21 protein-coding genes and 1 tRNA gene are annotated in these 21,488 nt (G+C 60.7%); 4 read left to right on the forward strand and 18 right to left on the reverse strand.

Features of this window, described 5'->3' with window-relative positions:
• The 9 genes from NZ453_RS00180 to glnA form a co-directional block, all read right to left on the reverse strand.
• A complete protein-coding gene (locus NZ453_RS00180; protein ID WP_263768228.1) occupies positions 1-1,815 on the reverse strand; it encodes a DUF4178 domain-containing protein in 1,815 nt (604 codons plus the stop codon).
• Between the two features lie 162 nt (positions 1,816-1,977).
• Complete coding sequence (locus tag NZ453_RS00185) at positions 1,978-2,994, reverse strand: SPFH domain-containing protein (RefSeq protein ID WP_263768229.1); 1,017 nt, start codon at positions 2,992-2,994, stop codon at positions 1,978-1,980.
• A 64-nt stretch (positions 2,995-3,058) separates the two neighbouring features.
• Positions 3,059-3,463: a DUF350 domain-containing protein gene (locus NZ453_RS00190; protein ID WP_263768230.1), complete on the reverse strand. Its 405-nt coding sequence runs from the start codon at positions 3,461-3,463 to the stop codon at positions 3,059-3,061.
• A 61-nt stretch (positions 3,464-3,524) separates the two neighbouring features.
• Positions 3,525-4,241 (reverse strand): type III pantothenate kinase, encoded by a 717-nt coding sequence (locus tag NZ453_RS00195; RefSeq protein WP_275983000.1) that lies wholly within the window; start codon positions 4,239-4,241, stop codon positions 3,525-3,527.
• Positions 4,238-5,056, reverse strand: a complete 819-nt coding sequence (locus NZ453_RS00200) for a biotin--[acetyl-CoA-carboxylase] ligase (protein ID WP_263768231.1) — start codon at positions 5,054-5,056, stop codon at positions 4,238-4,240. Before NZ453_RS00200 ends, NZ453_RS00195 begins: the two co-directional genes overlap by 4 nt.
• 36 nt (positions 5,057-5,092) lie before the next feature.
• Positions 5,093-6,517, reverse strand: a complete 1,425-nt coding sequence (ntrC, locus tag NZ453_RS00205; RefSeq protein WP_263768232.1) for a nitrogen regulation protein NR(I) — start codon at positions 6,515-6,517, stop codon at positions 5,093-5,095.
• Positions 6,518-6,696: 179 nt separating this feature from the next.
• Positions 6,697-7,788 carry a nitrogen regulation protein NR(II) gene (glnL, locus tag NZ453_RS00210; RefSeq protein ID WP_263768233.1) on the reverse strand — a complete coding sequence of 364 codons (1,092 nt, stop codon included), beginning with the start codon at positions 7,786-7,788 and terminating at the stop codon, positions 6,697-6,699.
• Positions 7,789-7,821: 33 nt separating this feature from the next.
• Positions 7,822-8,334, reverse strand: coding sequence for a DUF4124 domain-containing protein (locus tag NZ453_RS00215; RefSeq protein WP_263768626.1), 513 nt, complete (start codon positions 8,332-8,334; stop codon positions 7,822-7,824).
• 152 nt (positions 8,335-8,486) lie between these two features.
• Positions 8,487-9,902: a type I glutamate--ammonia ligase gene (glnA, locus tag NZ453_RS00220; protein ID WP_263768235.1), complete on the reverse strand. Its 1,416-nt coding sequence runs from the start codon at positions 9,900-9,902 to the stop codon at positions 8,487-8,489.
• Positions 9,903-10,179: 277 nt separating this feature from the next.
• Here glnA and NZ453_RS00225 point away from each other — a divergent pair, with 277 nt between their 5' ends.
• From NZ453_RS00225 to NZ453_RS00235, 3 genes are all read left to right on the forward strand, one after another.
• Positions 10,180-10,629, forward strand: a complete 450-nt coding sequence (locus NZ453_RS00225; RefSeq protein WP_263768236.1) for a rhodanese-like domain-containing protein — start codon at positions 10,180-10,182, stop codon at positions 10,627-10,629.
• Positions 10,630-10,710: 81 nt separating this feature from the next.
• Positions 10,711-11,808, forward strand: a complete 1,098-nt coding sequence (gene nadA, locus NZ453_RS00230) for a quinolinate synthase NadA (protein ID WP_263768237.1) — start codon at positions 10,711-10,713, stop codon at positions 11,806-11,808.
• A 5-nt stretch (positions 11,809-11,813) separates the two neighbouring features.
• Complete coding sequence (locus NZ453_RS00235; protein WP_263768238.1) at positions 11,814-12,581, forward strand: endonuclease/exonuclease/phosphatase family protein; 768 nt, start codon at positions 11,814-11,816, stop codon at positions 12,579-12,581.
• A gap of 42 nt (positions 12,582-12,623) precedes the next feature.
• Here the strand turns inward: NZ453_RS00235 and gluQRS are convergent, their stop codons facing one another.
• The 9 genes from gluQRS to NZ453_RS00280 all read right to left on the reverse strand — a co-directional run bounded on the left by gluQRS (position 12,624) and on the right by NZ453_RS00280 (position 20,496).
• On the reverse strand, positions 12,624-13,553 hold the full coding sequence (gene gluQRS, locus NZ453_RS00240; RefSeq protein WP_263768627.1) for a tRNA glutamyl-Q(34) synthetase GluQRS: 930 nt from the start codon (positions 13,551-13,553) through the stop codon (positions 12,624-12,626).
• Positions 13,554-13,575: 22 nt separating this feature from the next.
• Positions 13,576-14,667 (reverse strand): redox-regulated ATPase YchF, encoded by a 1,092-nt coding sequence (gene ychF / locus NZ453_RS00245; RefSeq protein WP_263768239.1) that lies wholly within the window; start codon positions 14,665-14,667, stop codon positions 13,576-13,578.
• A 23-nt stretch (positions 14,668-14,690) separates the two neighbouring features.
• On the reverse strand, positions 14,691-15,260 hold the full coding sequence (pth, locus tag NZ453_RS00250; protein ID WP_263768240.1) for an aminoacyl-tRNA hydrolase: 570 nt from the start codon (positions 15,258-15,260) through the stop codon (positions 14,691-14,693).
• Between the two features lie 84 nt (positions 15,261-15,344).
• Positions 15,345-15,983 (reverse strand): 50S ribosomal protein L25/general stress protein Ctc, encoded by a 639-nt coding sequence (locus tag NZ453_RS00255; protein ID WP_263768241.1) that lies wholly within the window; start codon positions 15,981-15,983, stop codon positions 15,345-15,347.
• A 54-nt stretch (positions 15,984-16,037) separates the two neighbouring features.
• Positions 16,038-16,988 (reverse strand): ribose-phosphate pyrophosphokinase, encoded by a 951-nt coding sequence (locus tag NZ453_RS00260; protein WP_263768242.1) that lies wholly within the window; start codon positions 16,986-16,988, stop codon positions 16,038-16,040.
• Between the two features lie 87 nt (positions 16,989-17,075).
• Positions 17,076-17,152, reverse strand: a tRNA-Gln gene (locus NZ453_RS00265).
• A gap of 109 nt (positions 17,153-17,261) precedes the next feature.
• Positions 17,262-18,125 (reverse strand): 4-(cytidine 5'-diphospho)-2-C-methyl-D-erythritol kinase, encoded by an 864-nt coding sequence (ispE, locus tag NZ453_RS00270; RefSeq protein ID WP_263768243.1) that lies wholly within the window; start codon positions 18,123-18,125, stop codon positions 17,262-17,264.
• On the reverse strand, positions 18,122-18,736 hold the full coding sequence (gene lolB, locus NZ453_RS00275) for a lipoprotein insertase outer membrane protein LolB (RefSeq protein ID WP_263768244.1): 615 nt from the start codon (positions 18,734-18,736) through the stop codon (positions 18,122-18,124). The genes ispE and lolB overlap by 4 nt, the downstream gene beginning before the upstream one ends.
• Positions 18,736-20,496, reverse strand: coding sequence for a tetratricopeptide repeat protein (locus tag NZ453_RS00280; protein WP_263768245.1), 1,761 nt, complete (start codon positions 20,494-20,496; stop codon positions 18,736-18,738). The genes lolB and NZ453_RS00280 overlap by 1 nt, the downstream gene beginning before the upstream one ends.
• 95 nt (positions 20,497-20,591) lie before the next feature.
• On the opposite strand from NZ453_RS00280, the gene mutM reads away from it, so the two are divergent.
• Complete coding sequence (gene mutM, locus NZ453_RS00285) at positions 20,592-21,416, forward strand: bifunctional DNA-formamidopyrimidine glycosylase/DNA-(apurinic or apyrimidinic site) lyase (RefSeq protein ID WP_263768246.1); 825 nt, start codon at positions 20,592-20,594, stop codon at positions 21,414-21,416.
• Positions 21,417-21,488: the final 72 nt, after the last annotated feature.

Here is a 21,488-nt window from a genome sequence, read left to right on the forward strand (position 1 = left end):
TCATTCGTCCTCTTCTCCGTCGTCGTCTCCCGAATCGACACTCACGGCGTCTCCCAAATCGGCTTCGCGCCAGCGCCGCTCTTCGAAAGCGCTGTACCGCCAGCGCGCGAAAACAGGAAAGATCGCGAGAAACAGGATGACAAGCACGTAGTTGGACCAGGTGATCGGATTACGTACGACTTCGATGTTGTCGACCACCGAGTAGGCACGACGGGCGTTTTGCTCTCTGCCCAACTCGTATTCGACGGTAAGGTAATACTCACCGGCTGGCACGTCCTTGAATCCGATTGATTCGTCTTGCGATCCCTCCGACCAGTTCTCGCCGCCCTCGCTCCCCGAGTAATAGGCGACTTCGACCGCACCTTCCCGAGCCTCGCCGCTGTTCTTCTCGACCAAGGTCGTAGTGACATCGACCCAGCTGTTGTTGACGTCGGTACGATGGCGAACACGCAACGCCCGTGCCCGGTTCGGCATCGAGAACGTACGTGTCGTCAGCGTCGCGTCTTCATTGAACGACGAAAGAACAAGGGGCTGCTTGAGTACGGTTTGCGACGACAGAAACAGGGCAAACGCCAACTGCACCAGCGTCGCGACGCCGCAAAGCCCGAGGAAAACCGACAAGGATTTCTTTGCCGTTGCCGCCCATGGATTCGGCTGATTGGCATAGACGCCGACACGCGACGGCATCGCAACGCCGAACGCCGCGCCAACGGTTTCCGGTTCCAAATACTCGCTCTCGGACCATACAACCTCGTTCGGCGTCATTTCGCGCGAGAGCATGAACGGTGGGCAAACGTAATCATCGATCGAGCACTTCTCACCGACCGCCACGCGCCAGTAGAACTCGCCGACGACATAAGCCACCTCGGCGGTTCCCGAATTGAATAACTTGAAACGGCCGCCTTTATTCCAGAATAACGGCTGTCCCCGCGCCACCGATGGCGGAGCGGAAAGAGTCCGCGCGAAATTCCAGTGCCCGTCGTACTCGGTAAGCCAGGCGAATCCGTGTTCTGCGCTGAATAACAGGTACTCTGACCAAGCGTAATCCACACCGTCGCTTCGCGTACGCCGTTGCAGGAACCCGATCGTTTCCCACTCAATACCCTGCAGTGTTCCATGGCAACCGAGCGGCAGCCGAGGCTCGACGCGCTTGGCGCGTGCCGCCTGCGCGAGCAAGCGAACGCTCTCGTTCTCGGTGCCGATAACGGCCCCACAACCGGCGCACACGACACGCTCGATGGCAGGCGAATGCGCTTGCAGTGGTCCACCGCACTTCGGGCAATTGAAAACGCGAACCTGGGTACCCGCCCGCCCGTTTTCTTGGTGTGCAGGGTGTTCACGCAGCCCACTTAGCTTGAGCGCAGTAAAAGTGACCGGCTTGCCGACGAACAGCAGTGGCGGCGTTTCGCTGTAGTCGATGGTTGCGAAGCGCTCACCGCTTCTCAAGTCGGCCGTCTTCACGTCATAGCCCGACTCGACGCGAAAAGGAAGTTCCCCCTCCCCGGCGACGCAGCGCGCAGTCTCCAGGTCGGCTACCTTGAAGGTACGCCCATTCAGGAGAACCGACGTTTCCGGACTCAAATCCGCGAACGCCGGCAGCGGTTCCTTCGCAACCGTCAGCACGCTGAGTACATACTCTCCGCCCGCTTCGGAAAGCCACGCGCTACGACCGTCGTCGAACAAAACGTGCCACTCGTTCCATAGGCCGCTTGCATGCCTGAGCTGGATGCGCCCGATAACGGCGAAGCGGCGCCGCTCATGAACCCCCGCGCTGCCGATGCGCAGGCGCGTTGGATCGTCCAACAGTTCCGCCATACGGCCGAGATTCTTCAGCGCTTCTCCGTCGCGCAGCAAGGTGCTGCGGCAGAATTCGCAGACGGCGAAGGCGGACGCCGGCGACTTAAAAACGACGGGCGCGCCGCAAGAGGGGCAAGTAGCCGTTTTGGCCACGACGCGAACAGCCGGCGGGCTATCGAATCAACGCAACTTGCCGAGCAACTCGGCCTTCTTCGCCTCGAACTCGGCTTGAGTCAATATGCCTTTGCCAACCAGCCCGTGCAGCTTCTCCAATGTGGCCACGATTTCGTCCGCGCCGGCGGATGAAGCTCCTGCCGTCGCACCGGCTGCCGGCTGCGCCGCTTGCCCGACCGCCTGCGCCATACTCTGACCGATTGTCATGCCGGCCCCAATACCGGCGCCGATGCCGGCGACTCCGCCCTCGTTCTGTGCCGCGAGCGGAATGCTCGTCGCGACCTGATATTGGGTAAAACGGCCCATGTCGCCCACGATGTTCATGCTGATCTTTGCGTCGAGCGTCTTCTGCAGTTCCTCGGGAAGAGAGACGTTCTGCACGACGAAAGCGTCGAGCGCCAGCCCATAGCGCTCGAAAAGCGGAACCAGCGCCGCTCTCAAGGTGGTGCCGAATTCATTTTGATTCGCCGCCATATCGATGAACGGCACACCGGACTCGCCGAACATGTCGCTGATGGCACCGACCACCAGATTGCGTAGCTGCCCATCGAGATCGTCGACGGTGTACTGCTCACGCGTCCCGGAGATTTCTTTGTAAAAGCGCGCCGGGTCGGCGAGCTTGTACGAGTAGATGCCGAACGCCCGCATGCGCACCATCCCGAACTCCTTGTCGCGGATGGTGATCGGGTTCGGCGTTCCCCATTTGCGGTCGAGTTGCAGCCGGGTCGAGAAGAAATAGACGTCCGACTTGAAGGGCGACTCGAACAACTTGTCCCAATTCTTCAGGTTGGTGAGAACAGGCAAGGTTTGCGTGGTCAGGGCGTAGCGCCCAGGGCCGAAAACGTCGGCGACCTGCCCTTCATTGACGAACATGGCTGTCTGCGAATCTCGCACGGTGAGCTGCGCGCCGTTCTGGATTTCGAAGTCCTGCATCGGATAGCGATAGGCGAGAACCCCGTCGCTTTCCTCCGTCCAGTGAATGACGTCGATGAATTGTTTTCTGATGAAATCCATAATGGCCATCGCTTTCTCCCCCTAAAAACCGCGCTGGCCAAGGCCGGCGGCATTCGAAATCTGGTTTCTTTGATCAGTAAGTCATGCAGGCGGCGTTAATCAGCCCAACGGTCAGCGAAAGTACCGCGAGAAATGTCGCCGGCGCCGTTCGTCCTGCCGGTACATCGGCCGCCAGTTGGGGCAGCGCGACGCGCACGACGAGATACGTCAAGAGTTGAATGACAGCAGCAACTGCGCCCCATGCAGCGAGATCGGCAAGGGTGTCGCTATGCGCAATGACGTTGGCGACCGGCATGGCGAAGCCGAGCAGAGCGCCCGCCAAGCTCACCGCGGCAGCAATGTTGCCTTGACGGATGAGTGTGACTTCATCATACGGTGTGACCCGAGTGTAAGCGAGGAAGAAGACTGCAACGAGTGCCATCGCAACGCCAAAGTAGGCGAGAAAAGATGGCAACGTACTCAGCATTTTCGGCAGCATGGCGAGTCTCCAGTCCAGTGCGGAAGCATCTAGCGGATATGCCGTGCGGCAGCGCCAAGTACTAGCGCGACATACCGAAACGCACCAATCCGTCGAGGATCAGATTCTCCATCAATTGGAATGGAATACTCAAGTGGCGGGCGATACGCGGCGACGCCCCCCCGGTCAGCAGACATTTGGCACTAGGCTCGCTCGCCACCGCAGCGAACATGCGCTCGATCGCGCCCACCTGCGCATGCAGGCAACCGGACACGATCGCGTCACCGGTATTGCGCGGCGCGAGGCGGAACTCTCCCTCGGCGAGCGGAAGCTGCGCCGTATCGCGGGCGAGCGAGGCAAGCATCAAGTCCATACCCGGGAGAATGACTCCGCCCCGAAAGTTGCCATCCGCATCAAGCCAATCGGCCGTCGTCGCCGTACCGGCGCAGACCACCAGACAGGCACGATCGGTATGTCCGCGAGCACCGATCAGCGCTGCCCAACGATCGGCGCCAAGCCGCTCGGGGAGGTCATATCCATTGCGCACACCGCAGCTTTCGACATCCGACCGTAGCCACGAAATCGCGGAGAAACGCGCCGACAGCCGTCTGTCTATTTGATCCCTGACCGGCTCGCCCGCCACATTGCAGGCGATCACCCGGTCGCCCTCGGGCCACGCGGCCGCCACCTCTCCGATCCGCGTCACCTCGGCCGTCAGGAGGTTCCCGCGCTGGCTCCACGAAGAACCGTCGTACACGCCCCACTTGATGCGGGTATTTCCGACGTCGATGGCAATCATGATTTGCTGCGCAACGACAGATCGCCTGAAATACAGCGCTCGATCCCATTAGGCGTCTGCACAAGCAGAGCACCGTCGGCGTCTGCGCCCCGGCAAATACCCTCGGTTTCGATCTGATTGCCGCGCAACAGTTTGACCGGCTTGTCCTGCCATGCGTTGCGTGCCTGCCATTGCTCGCGCAAGGCAGCGAAACCAGAGGCCTCAAAACGGTCGAATACGCGTGCCATTTCCACGAGCAGCGCGGCAAATAATGCGTGCCGTTCAGGGAAAGAGGACATGGCCTGATCGAGGGCAACCGGCCGCAACGCAAACCCCTCACCGCTCCCTCTGAGTTCCGGCAAGCGCAAATTGAGCCCGATACCGACAACCGCCAGTGCGCTGGCGTCATCGGAATGCAGTTCAACGAGAATGCCGCCCAGTTTGCCTTCTGCATGGAGGATGTCATTTGGCCACTTAAGCCCGACACCTTGGGCCCCGCAAGACTCGAGCCCATGCACCACCGCGACGCCAGCCGCAAGTGAGAGGCCGGCCAGTGACTCGAGTCCCCCCGAAAAGCGCCAAAGGACCGAGAACGTCAGGCTGGCTTCGGGCGAAGCAAGCCAACTCCGGCCGCGGCTTCCGCGTCCGGCCGTCTGCCGGTCAACGACAATGACGCTGCCCGACGGTGCGCCCTGTGCCGCCCGGTCGAGCAGCAACGTATTGGTCGAGCCACACTCGGCGATCGCGTCGACGTCGAAACGCCCACGTGCCTCGCCAAGCAAGGGCTGTAGGCGAACCGGATCGATCAGTCGGGAAGGAGGAAGCGTTTCCGGCATGGCGGCTTGAACTCGAAGGCCGCCATTATCGCCGATTTACCCCGCCGCATGCTCCGCTTCATCGGCGCGCCCGCCGTCAAGTCCGAGTTCCTGAATCTTGCGTGTAATCGTGTTGCGCCCAATGCCAAGAGCCAAGGCTGCTTCAATGCGCCGTCCCCCGGTATATGCGAGAGCACGCGAAATCAGTACGCGCTCGCAGATGCTGGTCAGTTTCTCGTGCACATTACCTTCCCCGCCAGCGAGCAGGCGGTCCACTTCGGCAGCGAGCCCGCTTTCCCAGTCGGCGATCGACGTCTGAGGAGCAGATTCGCGCAGGTCGGGCGGCAGATCGGCGACATCGACCTGTTGTCCCGGTGCCATTACGGTCAGCCAATGGCAAATGTTCTCCAGTTGGCGAACGTTTCCCGGAAAATCCAGTTGCGAGAGATACCGCAACGCCGTGTCCGAAAACCGCTTGGCCTCCACACCCAGGTCGCGGGCGCTCTTTTGCAGGAAGTGTCGAGCCAGGATCGGAATATCTTCGCGCCGTTCCCGCAGGCTGGGCAGTCGTACCCGGATAACGTTGAGCCGGTGAAAGAGGTCCTCGCGGAACAAACCTTCCTTGACACGCAACTCGAGGTTTTGGTGCGTGGCCGCGATGATACGGACGTTGGCTTTCAGCGGCGAATGCCCGCCGACCCGATAGTAGTTGCCGTCGGAAAGCACGCGCAGCAGCCGTGTCTGCAGTTCGGGCGGCATATCGCCGATTTCGTCGAGAAAGAGGGTGCCGCCCTCGGCCTGTTCGAAGCGGCCCCGTCGTTGCGCAGCGGCACCGGTAAACGCACCGCGTTCATGGCCAAAAAGCTCGGATTCGAGCAGGTCGCGGGGAATGGCCGCCGTATTGATGGCGATGAACGGCTTGTCTGAGCGCGGGCTGTGACGATGGACGGCACGGGCCACGAGTTCCTTGCCGCTCCCCGACTCGCCAGTGATCATCACCGTTGCGTTCGACTGACTCAGTCGGCCAATGGCGCGAAACACCTCTTGCATCGCGGGGGCCTGGCCGAGGATTTCTGGCACGAGTCCTACATCTGCCGACGCCCCACCTTGGTGCATGCTCTCATCGAGGGCGCGGCGGATGAGTTCCAATGCCTGGTCGACATCGAACGGTTTGGGCAGGTATTCGAAGGCCCCCCCTTGAAACGCCGCCACGGCGCTGTCGAGATCGGAGTACGCGGTCATGATGATAACGGGCAGCGCAGGGAAACGCACTTTTACCTGCTTGAGCAGCCCCAGGCCGGATTCGCCCGGCATGCGGATGTCCGAAACAAGCACTTGCGGGGGCTCGGCGCCGTCATCGAGCAAGGCAAGCGCCTCACTCGCAGACGCGAAGCTCCGGAACGGAATCTGCTCCCGCGAAAGCGTTTTCTCGAGCACCCAGCGAATTGACTTATCGTCGTCGACGATCCAGACGGGTTTCATTGCATTCCTAGCGAAGAGGGTCCCCCGAGCCGTAGCAAATACTTTGCCATATTTGCGCTTAGGCGTCGCGCCACAAGAATCATTTGAACAAAGAGACCACAACGCCGCCTTATGCGGGCCGATGCGGCGGATTCAATCCGAGGGCTGCACCCCGCATCACACTCCCGAACCGTTTGGGATTATTGCCCTTTGCCGGGAGCTGCGCCCAATGGCAGGCGCAAGGTAAAACAGGTGTATCCGGGTCGGCTCTCGCACTCGATGGTGCCGCCATGCTGCTGGATAAAGCTTTGCGCCAGGGTAAGACCCAAGCCGCTGCCGCCTTCCCGCCCCGAAACCAGCGGGTAAAACATCCGCTCGCGGATATCCTCGGGAATGCCCGGCCCGTTGTCGATCACTTGCAGTTCGAGCGCCAGCCGGAAGCGGCGCTTGGCCAGCGTCACCTGCCGCGCTACACGCGTACGCAACGTGATCTGGCCCGACCCCGCCTCCGCTCCCGGACGGCCCTTGATGGCTTGTGCGGCGTTGCGCGCAATATTTAGCACGGCCTGAATCAACTGTTCGCGGTCGCCGACCAGGTCCGGCAGGCTCGTGTCGTAATCGCGCTTGACGGTCAGTGTGTGCGGAAACTCGGCGGTCAGCAGGCTGCGCACACGTTCAAGGATTTCGTGAATGTTGACCGGGGCCGGTTGCATCGGCCGGTGCGGAGACAATAGGCGCTTCATCAACTCCTGCAGCCGGTCCGCCTCCTTGATGATCACCTGCGTGTACTCACGCAGGCTGGGATTGTTGAGTTCGTGTTCGAGCAACTGAGCCGCGCCGCGTATGCCGCCCAGCGGATTCTTGATTTCATGTGCCAGATTTCGGATGAGTTCCCGGCTGGCGAGTTGCTGCTCGAGCAAGCGTTCTTCCCGGGTCGCCTTGAGTTGCTGATCGATAGGCCACAGTTCGACGAGAAGCCGCGCTCCCGGCACCTCGATCGGGTTGATCGTGCAGTTGAGATGCAAAGCAATCCCATCGGGACGCTGCAGTTCGACGCTCGGGCCGGTATAGCTGCGTCCTTGCGTCAGCGCGCTGGCCAGCGCCTCCTGCAAGGCGGCGGAGCAGGCAACGACATTGTCGAACCTTGCGCCGGTAACGCTGCGGCTGCTCACAGCGAGCAGGTTCTCGGCCGCGGAATTCATGTAGCGGATGGCGGAACTCTCGTCGAGGAGAACCACCGACGAAGAGAGGAGGTCGAGTCCGCCGAATGGCGAGGGGGTTGTGTCAGGCATGCGCGGGGCGGAGCAATAAGCGCGCCACTGGAGTTAGCGCAGACGGGACAGCTCTTTCTGTATCGCCTCGATGTTGCGCTCGTGCAACGCGACCTTGTCGCGGTAGGTCTGCAACCTTTCTTCGACCTTCCCGCCGGCAATACCGCCACCCCCCTTGTACTGCATGCGCTCGCTGGGCAGGACAATCCCCTCCTGCTCCGTCAGATCCTTCCGCGCCTGCTCCAGGTTTTTCTGCTCGGCAGCTAATTCAGTCTCGAGAATGCGCCGCCGATCGTTATCACGCGCCCGTTGGGAGTTTTCATCAACCTTGGGAAAGCCGGCGGGCGAAGGCGAAGCGGCTTTTGCCGGGGGTTTCGCCGTGGCGGGGGGCGGCGTCGGATCGCCGAGGTCCATCGCGACGCATTTCATGCCTTTGGCCGAGGACTTGATGTTGGAAAACGACTTGTGACCGCTGTCGTCGACACACTGATACATCACATCGGCGCGAACCTGTAGCGCAACCAGAAAAAGTAACGCGGCTGAAAACCGCCAGCCCGGGACATTCATCACGATCCTATCCGTTTGCAGCGTCCGGCAAATGGGACAAACGAGCACCAGTGTATTGGATGCCTTGGCGAATTACAAACGTCATTACTGTCTTGGCAGAAAAAAAAAGGACGGGCCATGCCCGTCCTTTCCGGATACCGAACTTGAAGCGATCAGCAGGAATAGTAAAGCTCGAATTCCACCGGGTGCGTCGTCATGCGAACCTTGTTCACTTCGTCCATCTTCAGTTCAAGGTAGGCGTCGATCCACTCGTTCGAGAACACGCCGCCGCGGGTCAAGAACTCGCGATCAGCATCGAGCGAGGCCAGAGCTTCTTCGAGACTGGCGCAAACGGTTGGGATCTTCGCATCTTCTTCCGGCGGCAGATCGTAGAGGTTCTTGTCGGCGGCATCGCCCGGGTGAATCTTGTTCTGGATGCCATCAAGGCCGGCCATCAACAAGGCCGAGAAGCAGAGGTACGGGTTGGCAATGGGGTCCGGGAAGCGGGTTTCGATACGGCGCGCCTTGTCGGAGGCAACGTGAGGGATGCGGATCGACGCCGAACGGTTCTTCGCCGAATAGGCCAGCTTGACCGGTGCTTCGAAGTGCGGAACCAGGCGCTTGTAGGAGTTGGTACCCGGGTTGGTGATCGCATTCAGCGCTTTGGCGTGCTTGATGATGCCGCCGATGTAGAAAAGCGCCAATTCCGACAGGCCGGCGTATCCGTTGCCTGCGAAAGCGTTCTTGCCATCCTTCCAGATCGACTGGTGGACGTGCATACCGGAACCGTTGTCGCCGACGATCGGCTTCGGCATAAATGTCGCCGTCTTGCCATACTGGTGGGCAACGTTGTGCACCACGTACTTCAGGATCTGCGTCCAGTCGGCGCGGCGGACCAGCGTATTGAACACGGTGCCGATCTCGCACTGCCCGGCGTTGGCCACTTCATGGTGATGCACTTCGACCGGAACACCAAGTGATTCGAGGGCCAGCACCATGGCCGAGCGGATGTCGTGCAGGCTGTCGACCGGCGGAACGGGAAAGTAACCGCCTTTGATGCCCGGACGGTGGCCGGTGGAACCATTGCCTTCGTTGCGCTCACCCGAACTCCATGCCGCTTCGGCGGAATGAATCTTGAGGCGGCAACCCGACATGTCGACTTCCCACTCGACGCCGTCGAAAATGAAGAATTCGGGTTCCGGCCCGAAGTAGGCCGTATCGCCGATACCCGTAGATTTCAAGTACGCTTCGGCGCGCTTGGCGATCGAGCGCGGATCACGGTCGTAGCCACGACCGTCGGCGGGATCGACAACGTCGCACGTGAGAACAATGGTGGTTTCGTCGAAGAACGGGTCAATATAAGCGGTCGCGGGGTCCGGCATCAGGAGCATGTCGGAAGCCTGAATGCCTTTCCAGCCGGCGATGGACGAACCGTCGAAAGCATGGCCGCTCTCGAACTTGTCTTCATCGAAAGCGCTCACCGGAACGGTAACATGCTGCTCCTTGCCGCGTGTGTCGGTAAAGCGGAAGTCAACGAACTTCGCTTCGTTGTCCTTGACCATCTTGATTACTTCTTGCGGGCTTGCCATTGCAAAGTCTCCTCAGCGGGTACCGGTGATTCCGGCGACAGTAAAAAATCGTACTCCGGCTAATAGCAGAAAACATGCCAATGCTGGCACAAGGGGAAAACGTTCTGCCACAAGCCATTATGGCGCACCGAATGATTCTTGCGCACCGATTGAGTGCCTCCATAGCAGAGACGCACCAAAATGGTGTATCCAGCGCTCTCCCCAGGAATAGGGCGGCTTCCTGGCAAGTGATTTATACTTGGTTTGCACTTCGCCACCATCACCATGAATGGCTTCCATGGGAAAACTGTCGGACATCCTCAATATCGCCCGTATGCGTTCCAAGGAGTTGGGGCTCCCCTACGCGGGTGCCCTGACGCCAAGCGAAGCGTATGAAGTCTGGCAACTTGCCCCCGGCGCTCGTCTCGTCGACGTGCGTACTCGCGCGGAATGGGACTGGGTCGGCCGCATTCCAGGGGCCGTGGAGATCGAGTGGGTAAGCTATCCCGTGAGCGAGCCGAACGCCCATTTTCTGCAACAGCTCAAACAGCAGGTGGATAACGAGGCGCTAATGATGTTCATTTGCCGCAGTGGCGTTCGCTCGCACAATGCCGCAAGCTTGGCGACCCAGGCCGGGTTCAGCGAATGCTACAACGTGCTCGAAGGCTTCGAAGGCGATAAAGATGCCAACGAACAACGAGGCCATGTCGGCGGCTGGCGCCACGCAGGACTGCCCTGGAAAAGCTGAGCACTTCCCCAAAACAACAGAAACCAATCGGCGTGGTGGCGGTCTTTTCTCAGACTAGCCGCGACGCCCAGAGATATCGCAATGAAGACCGCAAGCATCAAATTCGATCGTTTCAATGAAATGCAGGACGACGCATGCCACGAGCGCATCCGGGCGGCGCGTGCGCGCCTGGGCGATAGCGCCGTAATCCTCGCCCATCACTATCAGCGAGCCGACGTCTACCAGTATGCCGATCTCACTGGCGACTCGCTGAAGCTGTCGCGCCTCGCCTCGCAGACCGATTCCCAATACATCGTCTTCTGTGGTGTGCACTTCATGGCCGAGGTAGCCGACATCATGTCCAAGCCGCATCAGCGGGCGATCCTGCCTGACATGGCGGCCGGCTGTTCGATGGCCGATATGGCGAATCTCGCCAAAGTCGAGCGTTGCTGGCGCGAGTTGAATACGGTCTTAAACGCGGAAGAAGCGGTGACTCCCATCACGTACATCAATTCGGCGGCCGACCTGAAGGCGTTCTGCGGAGATCACGGCGGCATCGTGTGTACGTCGTCGAATGCCGGGACGATCGCCAAATGGGCTTTCGCCCAACGCGAGAAGATCCTGTTCTTCCCGGACCAACACCTCGGCCGCTGGACCGGCCATACGATGGGAATCCCGCTGGACGAAATGATAGTCTGGGACCCGGACCTCGAAATGGGCGGCCTCACCCCCGAACAGATTCGCCAAGCCCGTCTTCTTCTCTGGAAAGGGCATTGCTCCGTGCACCAGATGTTCCAGCCCGCGCATATCCTGAAGTTTCGTAACCAATATCCGGACGGCATTGTCATTTCGCACCCGGAATGCAGTTTCGAGGTATGCCGGCAATCGGATTACGTCGGATCGACCGAACTCATCGTCAAGAAGATCAAGGAAGCCGCGCCGAATACGCGCTGGCTGGTAGGTACGGAACTCAATCTCGTCAACCGTCTCGCCGAGGAAGTGAAGCCGGAAGGCAAAATCGTGCACTTCATGGCGCCCACCGTGTGCATGTGCTCCACGATGCAGCGCATCGATCCGCAACATCTTGCCTGGACGCTGGAGAATCTCGCCGAGGGCAACGTGGTAAACGAGATCAAGGTCCCGGAACACGAAGCGCGTCTGGCCAAACTTGCCCTGGAGAGGATGCTCGCGGTGTCTTGAGCGCCATGAAAGCACCAGGCCTGCACGTCGTTACGTACAACATCCACAAAGGATTCTCACAGTTCAACCAGCGCATGACGGTGCACGAACTGCGCGAACAGCTACGCGCGCTCGGACCGGACATTGTATTTCTGCAGGAAGTGCAGGGAATGCACAGCCGCCATGCCAAACGCATCGCCAACTGGCCCGAAGAAGCGCAGCATGCTTTCCTCGCTGCCGAAATGTGGGAGTCAACGGCTTACGGCCGTAACGTGATCTACGGCCACGGCCACCACGGCAACGCCATTCTTTCCCGCTACCCGATTGAACACACGCACAACCAGGACGTCACGCATTTGCGTTTCGAACGCCGCGGCCTGCTCCATTGCACCATCCGCGTGCCCAAGCTCGAGAAGGCGTTGCACTGCGTCTGCGTCCATCTCTCGCTTTTCGCGCGCTCCCGGCGTCGGCAAATGGACGCACTTGCGGGCTACCTGGAAGGCATCGCGGATCCCGACGCCCCGCTGATCATCGCCGGGGATTTCAACGACTGGCGCAACGAGGCCGATGAACTGCTCGCGCAACGCTTGGGATTAAGTGAAGCGTTTGGCGGCCCATGGGGCGGCACCGGTTCACCCGGGCGGAGCTTTCCGGCGCAGCGTCCGGTATTGCGTCTCGACCGCATCTACGTCCGCGGCTTTTCGGTTAAGCGCGCTCGCATGCATTGCGAGGAACCATGGTGCAAGATTTCGGACCACGCCGCTTTGTCGGCGCAACTCGCCATACCCACCTGAGTCAAGGCTATCCCGCCGCGTGGGCCGCAGATCTAGAAACTTCTATGCTGGTAAGGTGCCACCGGGGAAAATTCCGCGCACTTTGGGAACCCGGTCTATCGACCACGCGGAGACAGCCCATTTCCAGAAGTCGTTTACCACACCGGAACGTACTTCGCCCGGAACAGGGTGGCCGAGGAGTTCCAGCGCAGCGGCAAGCCGTGGCACACCTTCCCCAGCATCCACAGCCGGGGCGAGCGTCTGTTTCGAGAGTTTTTCGCCAGCGGCATTAACGATGACTGGAAGGTGGGCGTAGGTCGGCATCGCGAATCCGAGCCGTTCCTGCAACCAGATCTGGCGGGCCGTTGAGTCGAGAAGATCGACGCCGCGGACAACCGCGTTAACTCCCTGCAGCGCATCATCCACAACGACCGCCAGTTGGTACGCGTACTGCCCATCGGCGCGGAACAGGATGAAATCGCCAACGTCGCGCGCAAGGTTTTGCGCGACAGGACCCTGAACCCGGTCGATGAAACGGAAGACGCGGTCGGGTACCCGCAACCGCCATGCACGTGCGCTCCGCCCCTCCGGGATTCCCGGGCGGCAGGTACCTGGATAAAGGAGGCCGCCGTCGACGGATCGCGCTGAGCTCGCCGCCGCAATTTCGCTGCGGGAGCAGGAACAGGGGTAAACGTCGCCGACGAGCTGAAGACGCGTCAGTTCGGCATGGTAGATGTCGGTGCGCTGACTCTGCACCACGACCTCGCCATCCCATTCAAAACCAAAACCTTCCAGAGTGCGGAGAATGCTTGCCGCGGCACCTGGCACGGTCCGGGGGCCATCGACATCCTCGATGCGAAGCAGCCATTCGCCATCATTCGCTCGTGCATCGAGATAACTGCCGACGGCCGCGACAAGTGAGCCGAAGTGCAATGGCCCAGTGGGCGAAGGCGCAAACCGGCCGCGATAACGGGGGGCAGAAGACGCGGCCACGTCCACACTGAGCCCCCGCGGCTCAGACGTTGAACAGGAAATTCAGAACATCGCCGTCCTTGACGATGTAATCCTTGCCTTCGGCACGCATTTTCCCGGCCTCCTTGGCGCCTTGCTCGCCGCCATAGGCAATGAAGTCTTCGTAGGCGATCGTCTGCGCGCGGATGAAGCCGCGTTCAAAATCGGTGTGGATCACTCCGGCGGCTTGTGGCGCGGTGTCGCCTTTGTGGATCGTCCACGCACGTACTTCCTTAACGCCAGCCGTAAAATACGTCTGTAGGCCAAGAAGGTGGTAGCCGGTGCGAATCAGGCGGTTGAGGCCCGGCTCGTCGAGGCCGAGATCGGCGAGGAACATCTGTTTTTCGTCGTCCGCGAGGTCGGCGATCTCCGCCTCGATCGATGCACAGACGGCGACCACCTCGGCCTTTTCGGTGGCTGCATGCGCCCGTACCGCGTTAAGGTGAGGATTATTCTCGAAGCCATCCTCGGCCACGTTCGCTGCATAAAGCACCGGTTTGGCCGTGATCAGGCAGAACGGCTTGATGTTGGCCCACTCTTCCTTGGAGAGATCGAGGCCGCGCACCGGTTTGCCGGCATCCAGCTGGGCAAAACACTTCTCGAGCACGGCAACCAGGAGTTTGGCCTCCTTGTCCCCGGCACTGGCCGGTTTTCGGTAGCGGTTCAGCGCCTTCTCAACGGTGGCGAGGTCGGCAAGTGCGAGTTCGGTGTCGATGACCTCGATGTCGCGAATCGGGTCGACGTTGCCGGACACGTGCACGACGTTATCGTTTGCGAAGCAGCGGACCACATGGAGCACCGCGTCGGTCTCGCGAATATTCGCCAGGAACTGGTTGCCTAACCCCTCGCCTTTCGATGCTCCGGCCACCAGTCCGGCGATATCGACGAACTCGGTGACTGCCGGCACGATCCGTTGCGGTTTGACGATCTCGGCCAACGCCGCAAGCCGCTTATCGGGGACCTCGACAATGCCGACCGACGGCTCGATTGTGCAGAAGGGATAGTTCTCCGCCGCCACGCCCGCTTTGGTCAACGCGTTGAAAAGGGTCGACTTGCCGACGTTCGGCAGACCGACGATTCCGCACTTCAGGCTCATGTTCGTTCCTGTCCGTTAATTCGTTAAACAATCTTCGTATGCAAGGATTGCTGCGCAGCGGCGAAATCACCGCCAGCCATTCTCGGCCACGCCAGAAGGCATCTGTCGAGAGCGCGGTCGATTTCCTGCAGCTCTTCTTTCCGCGGCGCTTTAAGAACGTAATTGATTACCTCATTACGATCGCCCGGGTGACCAATCCCCAGCCGCAATCGCCAGAAATCTGGTGTCCCGAGGTGCGCCTGGATGTCCTTGAGGCCATTATGCCCGCCGTTGCCCCCGCCCTGCTTGAGCCGGATTCCTCCAGGAGGCAAATCCAACTCATCGTGAACAACTAGAATCTCCTCCGGCGCAATGCGGTAGAAGCGAGCCACGGCAACCACGGCCTGACCGGAACGGTTCATGAACGTGGTTGGCTTCAGCAGCCAACGCTGTCCGTCGCGCGCTATCCAGCCGAAGAACTTACCTTGGGGAGCCAGTTGGGTCTTCAGCTCGTCCGCGAGCCGATCGACGAACCAGAAACCAAGATTGTGCCGCGTGTCGGCGTACTCGCTACCGGGATTGCCGAGGCCGACGATCAGACGGGGTGCAATCATGACGCTAAAGAACGTGAGAAATGAAAAGGCCGCCGCAGGTAATCACCAACGGCGGCCATTGATTCGCAGCCAGGCAGAGACAGCTTAAGCCGCCGGCGGCGTCCCGGCCGGAGCAGCTTCACCGCCCTCAGCGGCTTCGTCAGCTGCTTCGGCGCCTGCCTTCTTGAGTGTGATGGTGACGACCAAGGGATCTTCACCACCGTGCATGACCGGCTTCACGCCCTTCGGATAAGTAAGTTGCGATACGTGCAGCGTCTGGCCGGCCTCCAGATCCTTAAGATCGACTTCAATGAAGGCTGGCAGATCTTGCGGCAGGCAGGTGACGTCGACTTCGTTCATCGCGTGCGAAACGGTACCGCCGCCGACCTTCACGCCCGGCGCTGCTTCCTGGTTCATGAAGTGCAACGGAACCTTCTGGTGGATGGCGTGCGTCGTATCAACGCGCAAGAAATCGACGTGCAACACCAGCGGCTTGTAAGGGTGCATTTGCGAATCGCGCAACAACACGCTTTGCTCGGTTCCGCCAAGCTTCACCGAGATGACGGTCGAGTGGAAGGCTTCCTTGCGCAGGGCAAGCAGCAGCTCATTGTGATCGAGCTCGATCAATTGCGGTTCTGCCGATCCACCATAAATGATGCCCGGGACCTTGTTCGCGCGACGCAGGCGGCGGCTCGCTCCGGACCCCTGCAGGGCGCGCGTTTGCGCGTTGAGTTGAAATTTCATGATGACTCCAGTTGATGACAAAAAACCGCCCGCGACCAGGCGGAAGAGAAATCGCTATTCGATGAATAGCGAGGAAACAGAATCCTCGTTGCTGATACGCCGGATCGTCTCGGCTAGCACGTCGGCCACTGACAGCTGGCGGATGCGCGGCGATCGCTGCGCGTCGTCGCTGAGGGGAATGGTGTCGGTAACGACGAGTTCATCGATCGCCGAGTCGTTAATGCGGCTGATCGCCGCTCCGGAAAGCACCGGGTGCACGCAGTACGCGAGAACCCGCTTGGCGCCGTGGTCCTTCAACGCAGCGGCCGCCTTGCACAGGGTGCCGGCAGTATCAACCATGTCGTCCATCAACACGCAGGTACGGCCCTCGACCTCACCGATGATGTTCATGACCTCGGACACATTAGCCTTCGGCCGCCGCTTGTCGATGATCGCCAGGTCGCACTCCAGGCGCTTGGCCAGCGCCCGTGCCCGTACGACGCCGCCGACGTCCGGCGAAACGACCATGAGATCCTTGAGATCCTTCTTCCACACGTCAGCCAGCATGATGGGCAACGAGTAGATGTTGTCGACTGGGATGTTGAAAAACCCCTGAATCTGCTCTGCGTGCAGGTCCATGGTAAGCACGCGATGCACACCGGCGGCGGCGAGCAGGTCAGCGACCAGCTTGGCCGCAATCGGCACCCGGGCCGAGCGGACGCGCCGATCCTGGCGCGAGTATCCGAAATAGGGGATGGCGGCGGTGATCCGGGCGGCGGAGGCGCGCTTCAGGGCGTCCACCAGGATCAGCAGTTCCATCAGGTTTTCATTGGTCGGCGCACAGGTTGATTGCAGGATGAAAACGTCTTTCCCGCGCACGTGCTCTTGGACCTCAACCATGATCTCGCCGTCGGAGAAGCGACCGACTTTGGCCCGCCCCAGCGAGATGTTGAGACGCCGAACGACATCGGCAGCTAACTTGGGGTTGGCATTGCCGGTGAACACCATCAGGCTGTCGTAAGCCATATCGCATCCCGTCGCGACGAACGTTCGCCGCTATAAAGCAAACGCGGGCAGGTAAATTCCTACCTGCCCGGCGCGTGAGAAACCAGATGGCTGGGGAAGAAGGATTCGAACCTTCGAATGCCGGAATCAAAATCCGGTGCCTTGACCAACTTGGCGACTCCCCAGCAACTGCCCGCTTGTCGTGGCTAGCGGGCGAGGCGCGGATTATACAAGGGATTTTGCGAAAAAAACAGGGGAAACGCGAACCGCCGGAGCACCAAGTTGATAGAGCGTTTAGGGAAGTGCGCCAACGAGTTCGGCCAGCGGATGCTGATCGAGCCCAGGAGCCGCCCACCCGCGCATACCTTCGGGCATTCGGGAAAGTATGGCCTTCGCTTCCTCTTCACCCGAGGCTTCGGTAAAAACGCAGGCTCCGGAACCGGACATGCGCGCCTCACCGAACTGCGTGAGCCACTCAAGATGGCGAGCCACCTCCGGGTACCGCGAGACGGCCACAGGCTGTAAATCGTTGGTGCCGAAGCCCGGCTGCCAACGCGTAGCGTCGATCGCGACCGTATCGCGCTTGAGTTCCGGCGCACCGAAGACCACTGCCGTCGGCACGCCGACCGGCGGTTCGAGAACGACATACCACGCAGAGGGTAGCCGCAACGGCAACAGCCTTTCCCCAACGCCTTCCGCGAACGCATTCCGGCCAAAAACAAAAACGGGTACGTCAGCGCCGAGACTCAGTCCGATTTCCTGCAGCCGAGCACGGGAAAGGCCGAGCCTCCAAAGATGATTTAGCGCAACGAGAACGGTCGCCGCATCAGAACTCCCTCCGCCGAGGCCACCACCCATTGGCAAACGCTTTCTGACCTCGATCTCGACGCCTTGCCGGCAGCCGGTATGCGTCTGCAGGAGCTTCGCTGCACGAACCGTCAGGTCGCTCTCTTGAGGTACGCCGGGCAACGGCGTCACGAGAACTACTCGATCGTCGGTCCGTGGCGAAAAACGAAGCTCATCGGCCCGATCGACAAAACGAAACGCGGTCTGCAACAAATGGTACCCGTCCGCCCGACGGCCGACGACGTGGAGGAAAAGATTCAGTTTGGCCGGCGCCGGGTAAACGCTTTGCCAGTCCCAGGCGGCAGATGTCACGGCGCACTATCTCCCGCAACACCATCGTTCCATTCGTCGATGCGGAGCCGCAACTCGACCCCACCGGCCCGTTCCGCGAAGATGGTGGTCGGCGGCGCTTGGGGGTCATCGCTGTCGTATCCGTAATCGATACGCCAGTCCTCGTGGCGCAGACGTAACGGCCGGCCACGCGTGTCGAGATCGGCGCCACCGGAGCTCGTCCCACGGGCCTGCACCCAATCGGTCAGCGGTTCGAGAGGTAAAGGGTAACCGAGTACGTTCCGCGTCAGCGTCTCGGTATCGGGGGCAGAATACACACGCCCGTCACTCGCAGTCAGGCGTGCTCCGTATTCATCGGTGGCAATTTCCGCAATACCCTGCCCGAACGGGGAAGCAAGAAGCACGGTGTTCTTGGCACCGGCATGCCGCCAACTCAATCGACCGGAATAGCTCTTCTCCTCGTAGCGAAGCGAGAACCGTCCTTCAAGAGAGAATGGACGCGACACGCCACGCGCGATGCGATGAGATTCTTCCACAGGCGCAAGAGCCGCGCACCCGCCGAGGATCATTACTGAAAATGCGACAGCGAGCGTCCAGATCCACGCAGGGCAACGACAAAAACGCCGCGGCATTATTGGCCGAATTTTCTGACCGCCTCGTTCAAGGCGTCATTGTTCGGGTATTTTTGCATCGACCCGCGCAGGGTCTGTCGCGCCTCGTCCTTGCGGCCCATGGCCCACAGCACCTCACCCAAGTGAGCAGCCACATCCGGGTCTTCGTTCTGCTTGTAGGCGCGCTGGAGATAATCCAGCGCGGCAGGTAGATCGCCCTGCCGGAAAAGCACCCAGCCCATGCTGTCGAGGATGAAATGGTCATCAGGGGAAAGCTCCAAGGCTTTCTCGATGAGTTGGCGCGCTTCCGGCAAGCGCATATTGCGGTCGGCATACGAGTAACCGAGCGCGTTGTACGCCTGCGCGCTGTCGGGCTTCAACTCGATCAACTTGCGCAGTCTTGTTTCGAGAACGTCGAGCCGATTGATCTTCTCGGCAAGGAGCGCGGTTTCATAGAGAAGGTCGGGCTGTTCCGGGTCGGCGGTCAGCAAGCCGTCGAGCAGATCGAACGCCGCTTGTGGTTGCTTCGCTTCGCGTAGCAGCCCGGCTTCGGCGATCGAAAGCTGCAGGCTCTCATCCTGACTGGATGCCTTGGTCTCGCGCAGTAGCGCGCGCGCCTGATCGAGCTTGCCCTGCCCGGCGAGAATATGAGCGCGGCGAAGTTGCGAAGGAATATAACGCTCCCCCTCCCCCACCTGCGAATAGAACGAGAGGGCTTCGTCGGGGCGTTTCTTGTCCTCGGCAATTTGCCCGAGATAGTAGTAGGCAACGCTCTTGTTCGGAACGTCGAGGGTCAACAGACGCCTAAGCTGGGCCTCGGCGAGCGCCACATCGCCCTGCTGCAACGCAAGGATGGCGACCGGATAAACGACATCGGCGCTGTCCGGATAATCCTTGAGCAAGCGGTCGAAATGACGCTTGGCATCGGCATAACGTTTCTCCCCGATTAGCGCTCGCGCCAAGTGAAGGCGTACTTCACGCGCTTCCGGGTGCCGTTCGACATAGTCCTCGAGAAAAGCAATCGCTTGGCCGGGCGAATCGCGCGAGAGAAGCTGCGCCTGCAGGAATACGGCCGCATCCCAATCGGGCCGCAGATCGAGCGCGCGCCGTACCTCGGAGAGGCCGCGTTCCGTCAAGCCCGCTGAGGCGGCCGCCGTGGCAACCGCGTAGTGCGCCTCGGCCAGCCCGAAGAACGGCTGGCAAACCTTGTCGATGAGGCGATACACCGCCAGGCGGTCGGGCGTGCGGGCGAACATGCGGTTCAGCCCGAGGAGATTGTCGGCGAGGGCGGGTTTGTCCGCCTCCAGAAGCTTGACGAGAATGGGCGCAACTTCGTCGAGCTGGTTGGTCATGACGAGGATGCTGACCAGGAGTTGCTGCGCCCGCTTCGACGACGGTTCCACGTCGAGCCACAGGCGGGTCGTTTCCAACGCGAGGTCGAACCGGCGAGCATATCCGGCCACTTCAACCGTCCGTTCCAGTATCTTCGGGTCGCGGGTACGCAAGGCGAGGCTGGAATAGGCTTTAGTCGCGAGATCCAAGTCGCCGCGCTGTAGGGCGATTTCTGCCAGCAGGACTTGGTAAACCACTTGCGCCGCCTCTTCAGCCTCTTCTGAAGCGGCAATCTCGGCCGGCGTCAGGGGAACCGGCGCCGGGGTTTCAACCTGCCGCTGCGCCGGAGCCCGTTTCCTGACCGGTGCTTTCGGTTCGGCCGCCACCGCATTCACTCCGACGAAGAGGGCGAGCGTGGCGAAACCCAAGGTACGACGTACGTATTTCATGGAATCCTAACAATACTCGGCCGGATCGCCTCCGGTTAGAGCAGTCTGCGTCATAATGGTTTTCCGCATGTTATGGTCTTTTCTCGGTAGCAGCAATGCCAGAACTCCCCGAAGTCGAAGTCAGCCGCCTGGGCTTGTTGCCTTTCCTTACCGGGCAGCGCATCCTCTCCGCCGAATTCCGCACGCCGAAGCTGCGACACGACATCCCGCGTGCGCTTGCGTCACGGCTCGTCGGGCTGCGTGTCGAAAAGATCGAACGTCGAGGCAAGTACCTGCTTTTCGATTGCGAAAGCCGTCATGGAGGAGGCTGGCTGATCCTTCATCTGGGCATGTCGGGAAGCCTGCGGCTGGTGTCTCCTGGGGCTCCCGCCCAAAAACACGACCATGTCGACCTCGTGTTTCGCGGGACGGCATTACGGCTACGCGACCCGCGTCGCTTCGGAGCTGTTCTCTGGCACGAAGGCGACATCGAACATCATCCGCTCATTGCAGTACTCGGCATCGAGCCGCTTTCACCCGCATTCGACGCCGAATGGTTGCATGCGCAGACCCGCGGGCGCCGGGCACCGATCAAACCCGTGCTTATGGACAGCCACCTCGTGGTCGGCATCGGCAATATCTATGCCTCGGAAAGTCTTTTCCGTGCCGGTATTTCTCCAATGCGGCCGGCACACGCCATCAGCCTCGAGCGATATCGGCGGCTTGTACCGGCGATCCGCGCCACGCTCGAAACGGCGATTGCCGCCGGCGGCAGCAGCGTGCGTGACTACGTCCATAGCGACGGAGGCGCCGGCAGCTTTCAACTCTCATGCGCCGTCTATGGGCGTGAAGGGCAGCCGTGCCCCGCCTGCAAGGGCAGCGTGCGCGCCATTCGCCAGGCTGGACGCACGACCTTCTACTGCCCGCGCTGCCAGCGCTAACCGAGTGCCTCAAGGCCGGCCGGCGACCGCCGCAGACCGTTGTGATACAGTGGCAAGAACGTTTTTCTTGCC

This window comes from Propionivibrio soli, from assembly GCF_025770765.1.
GTDB lineage: Bacteria > Pseudomonadota > Gammaproteobacteria > Burkholderiales > Rhodocyclaceae > Propionivibrio > Propionivibrio soli.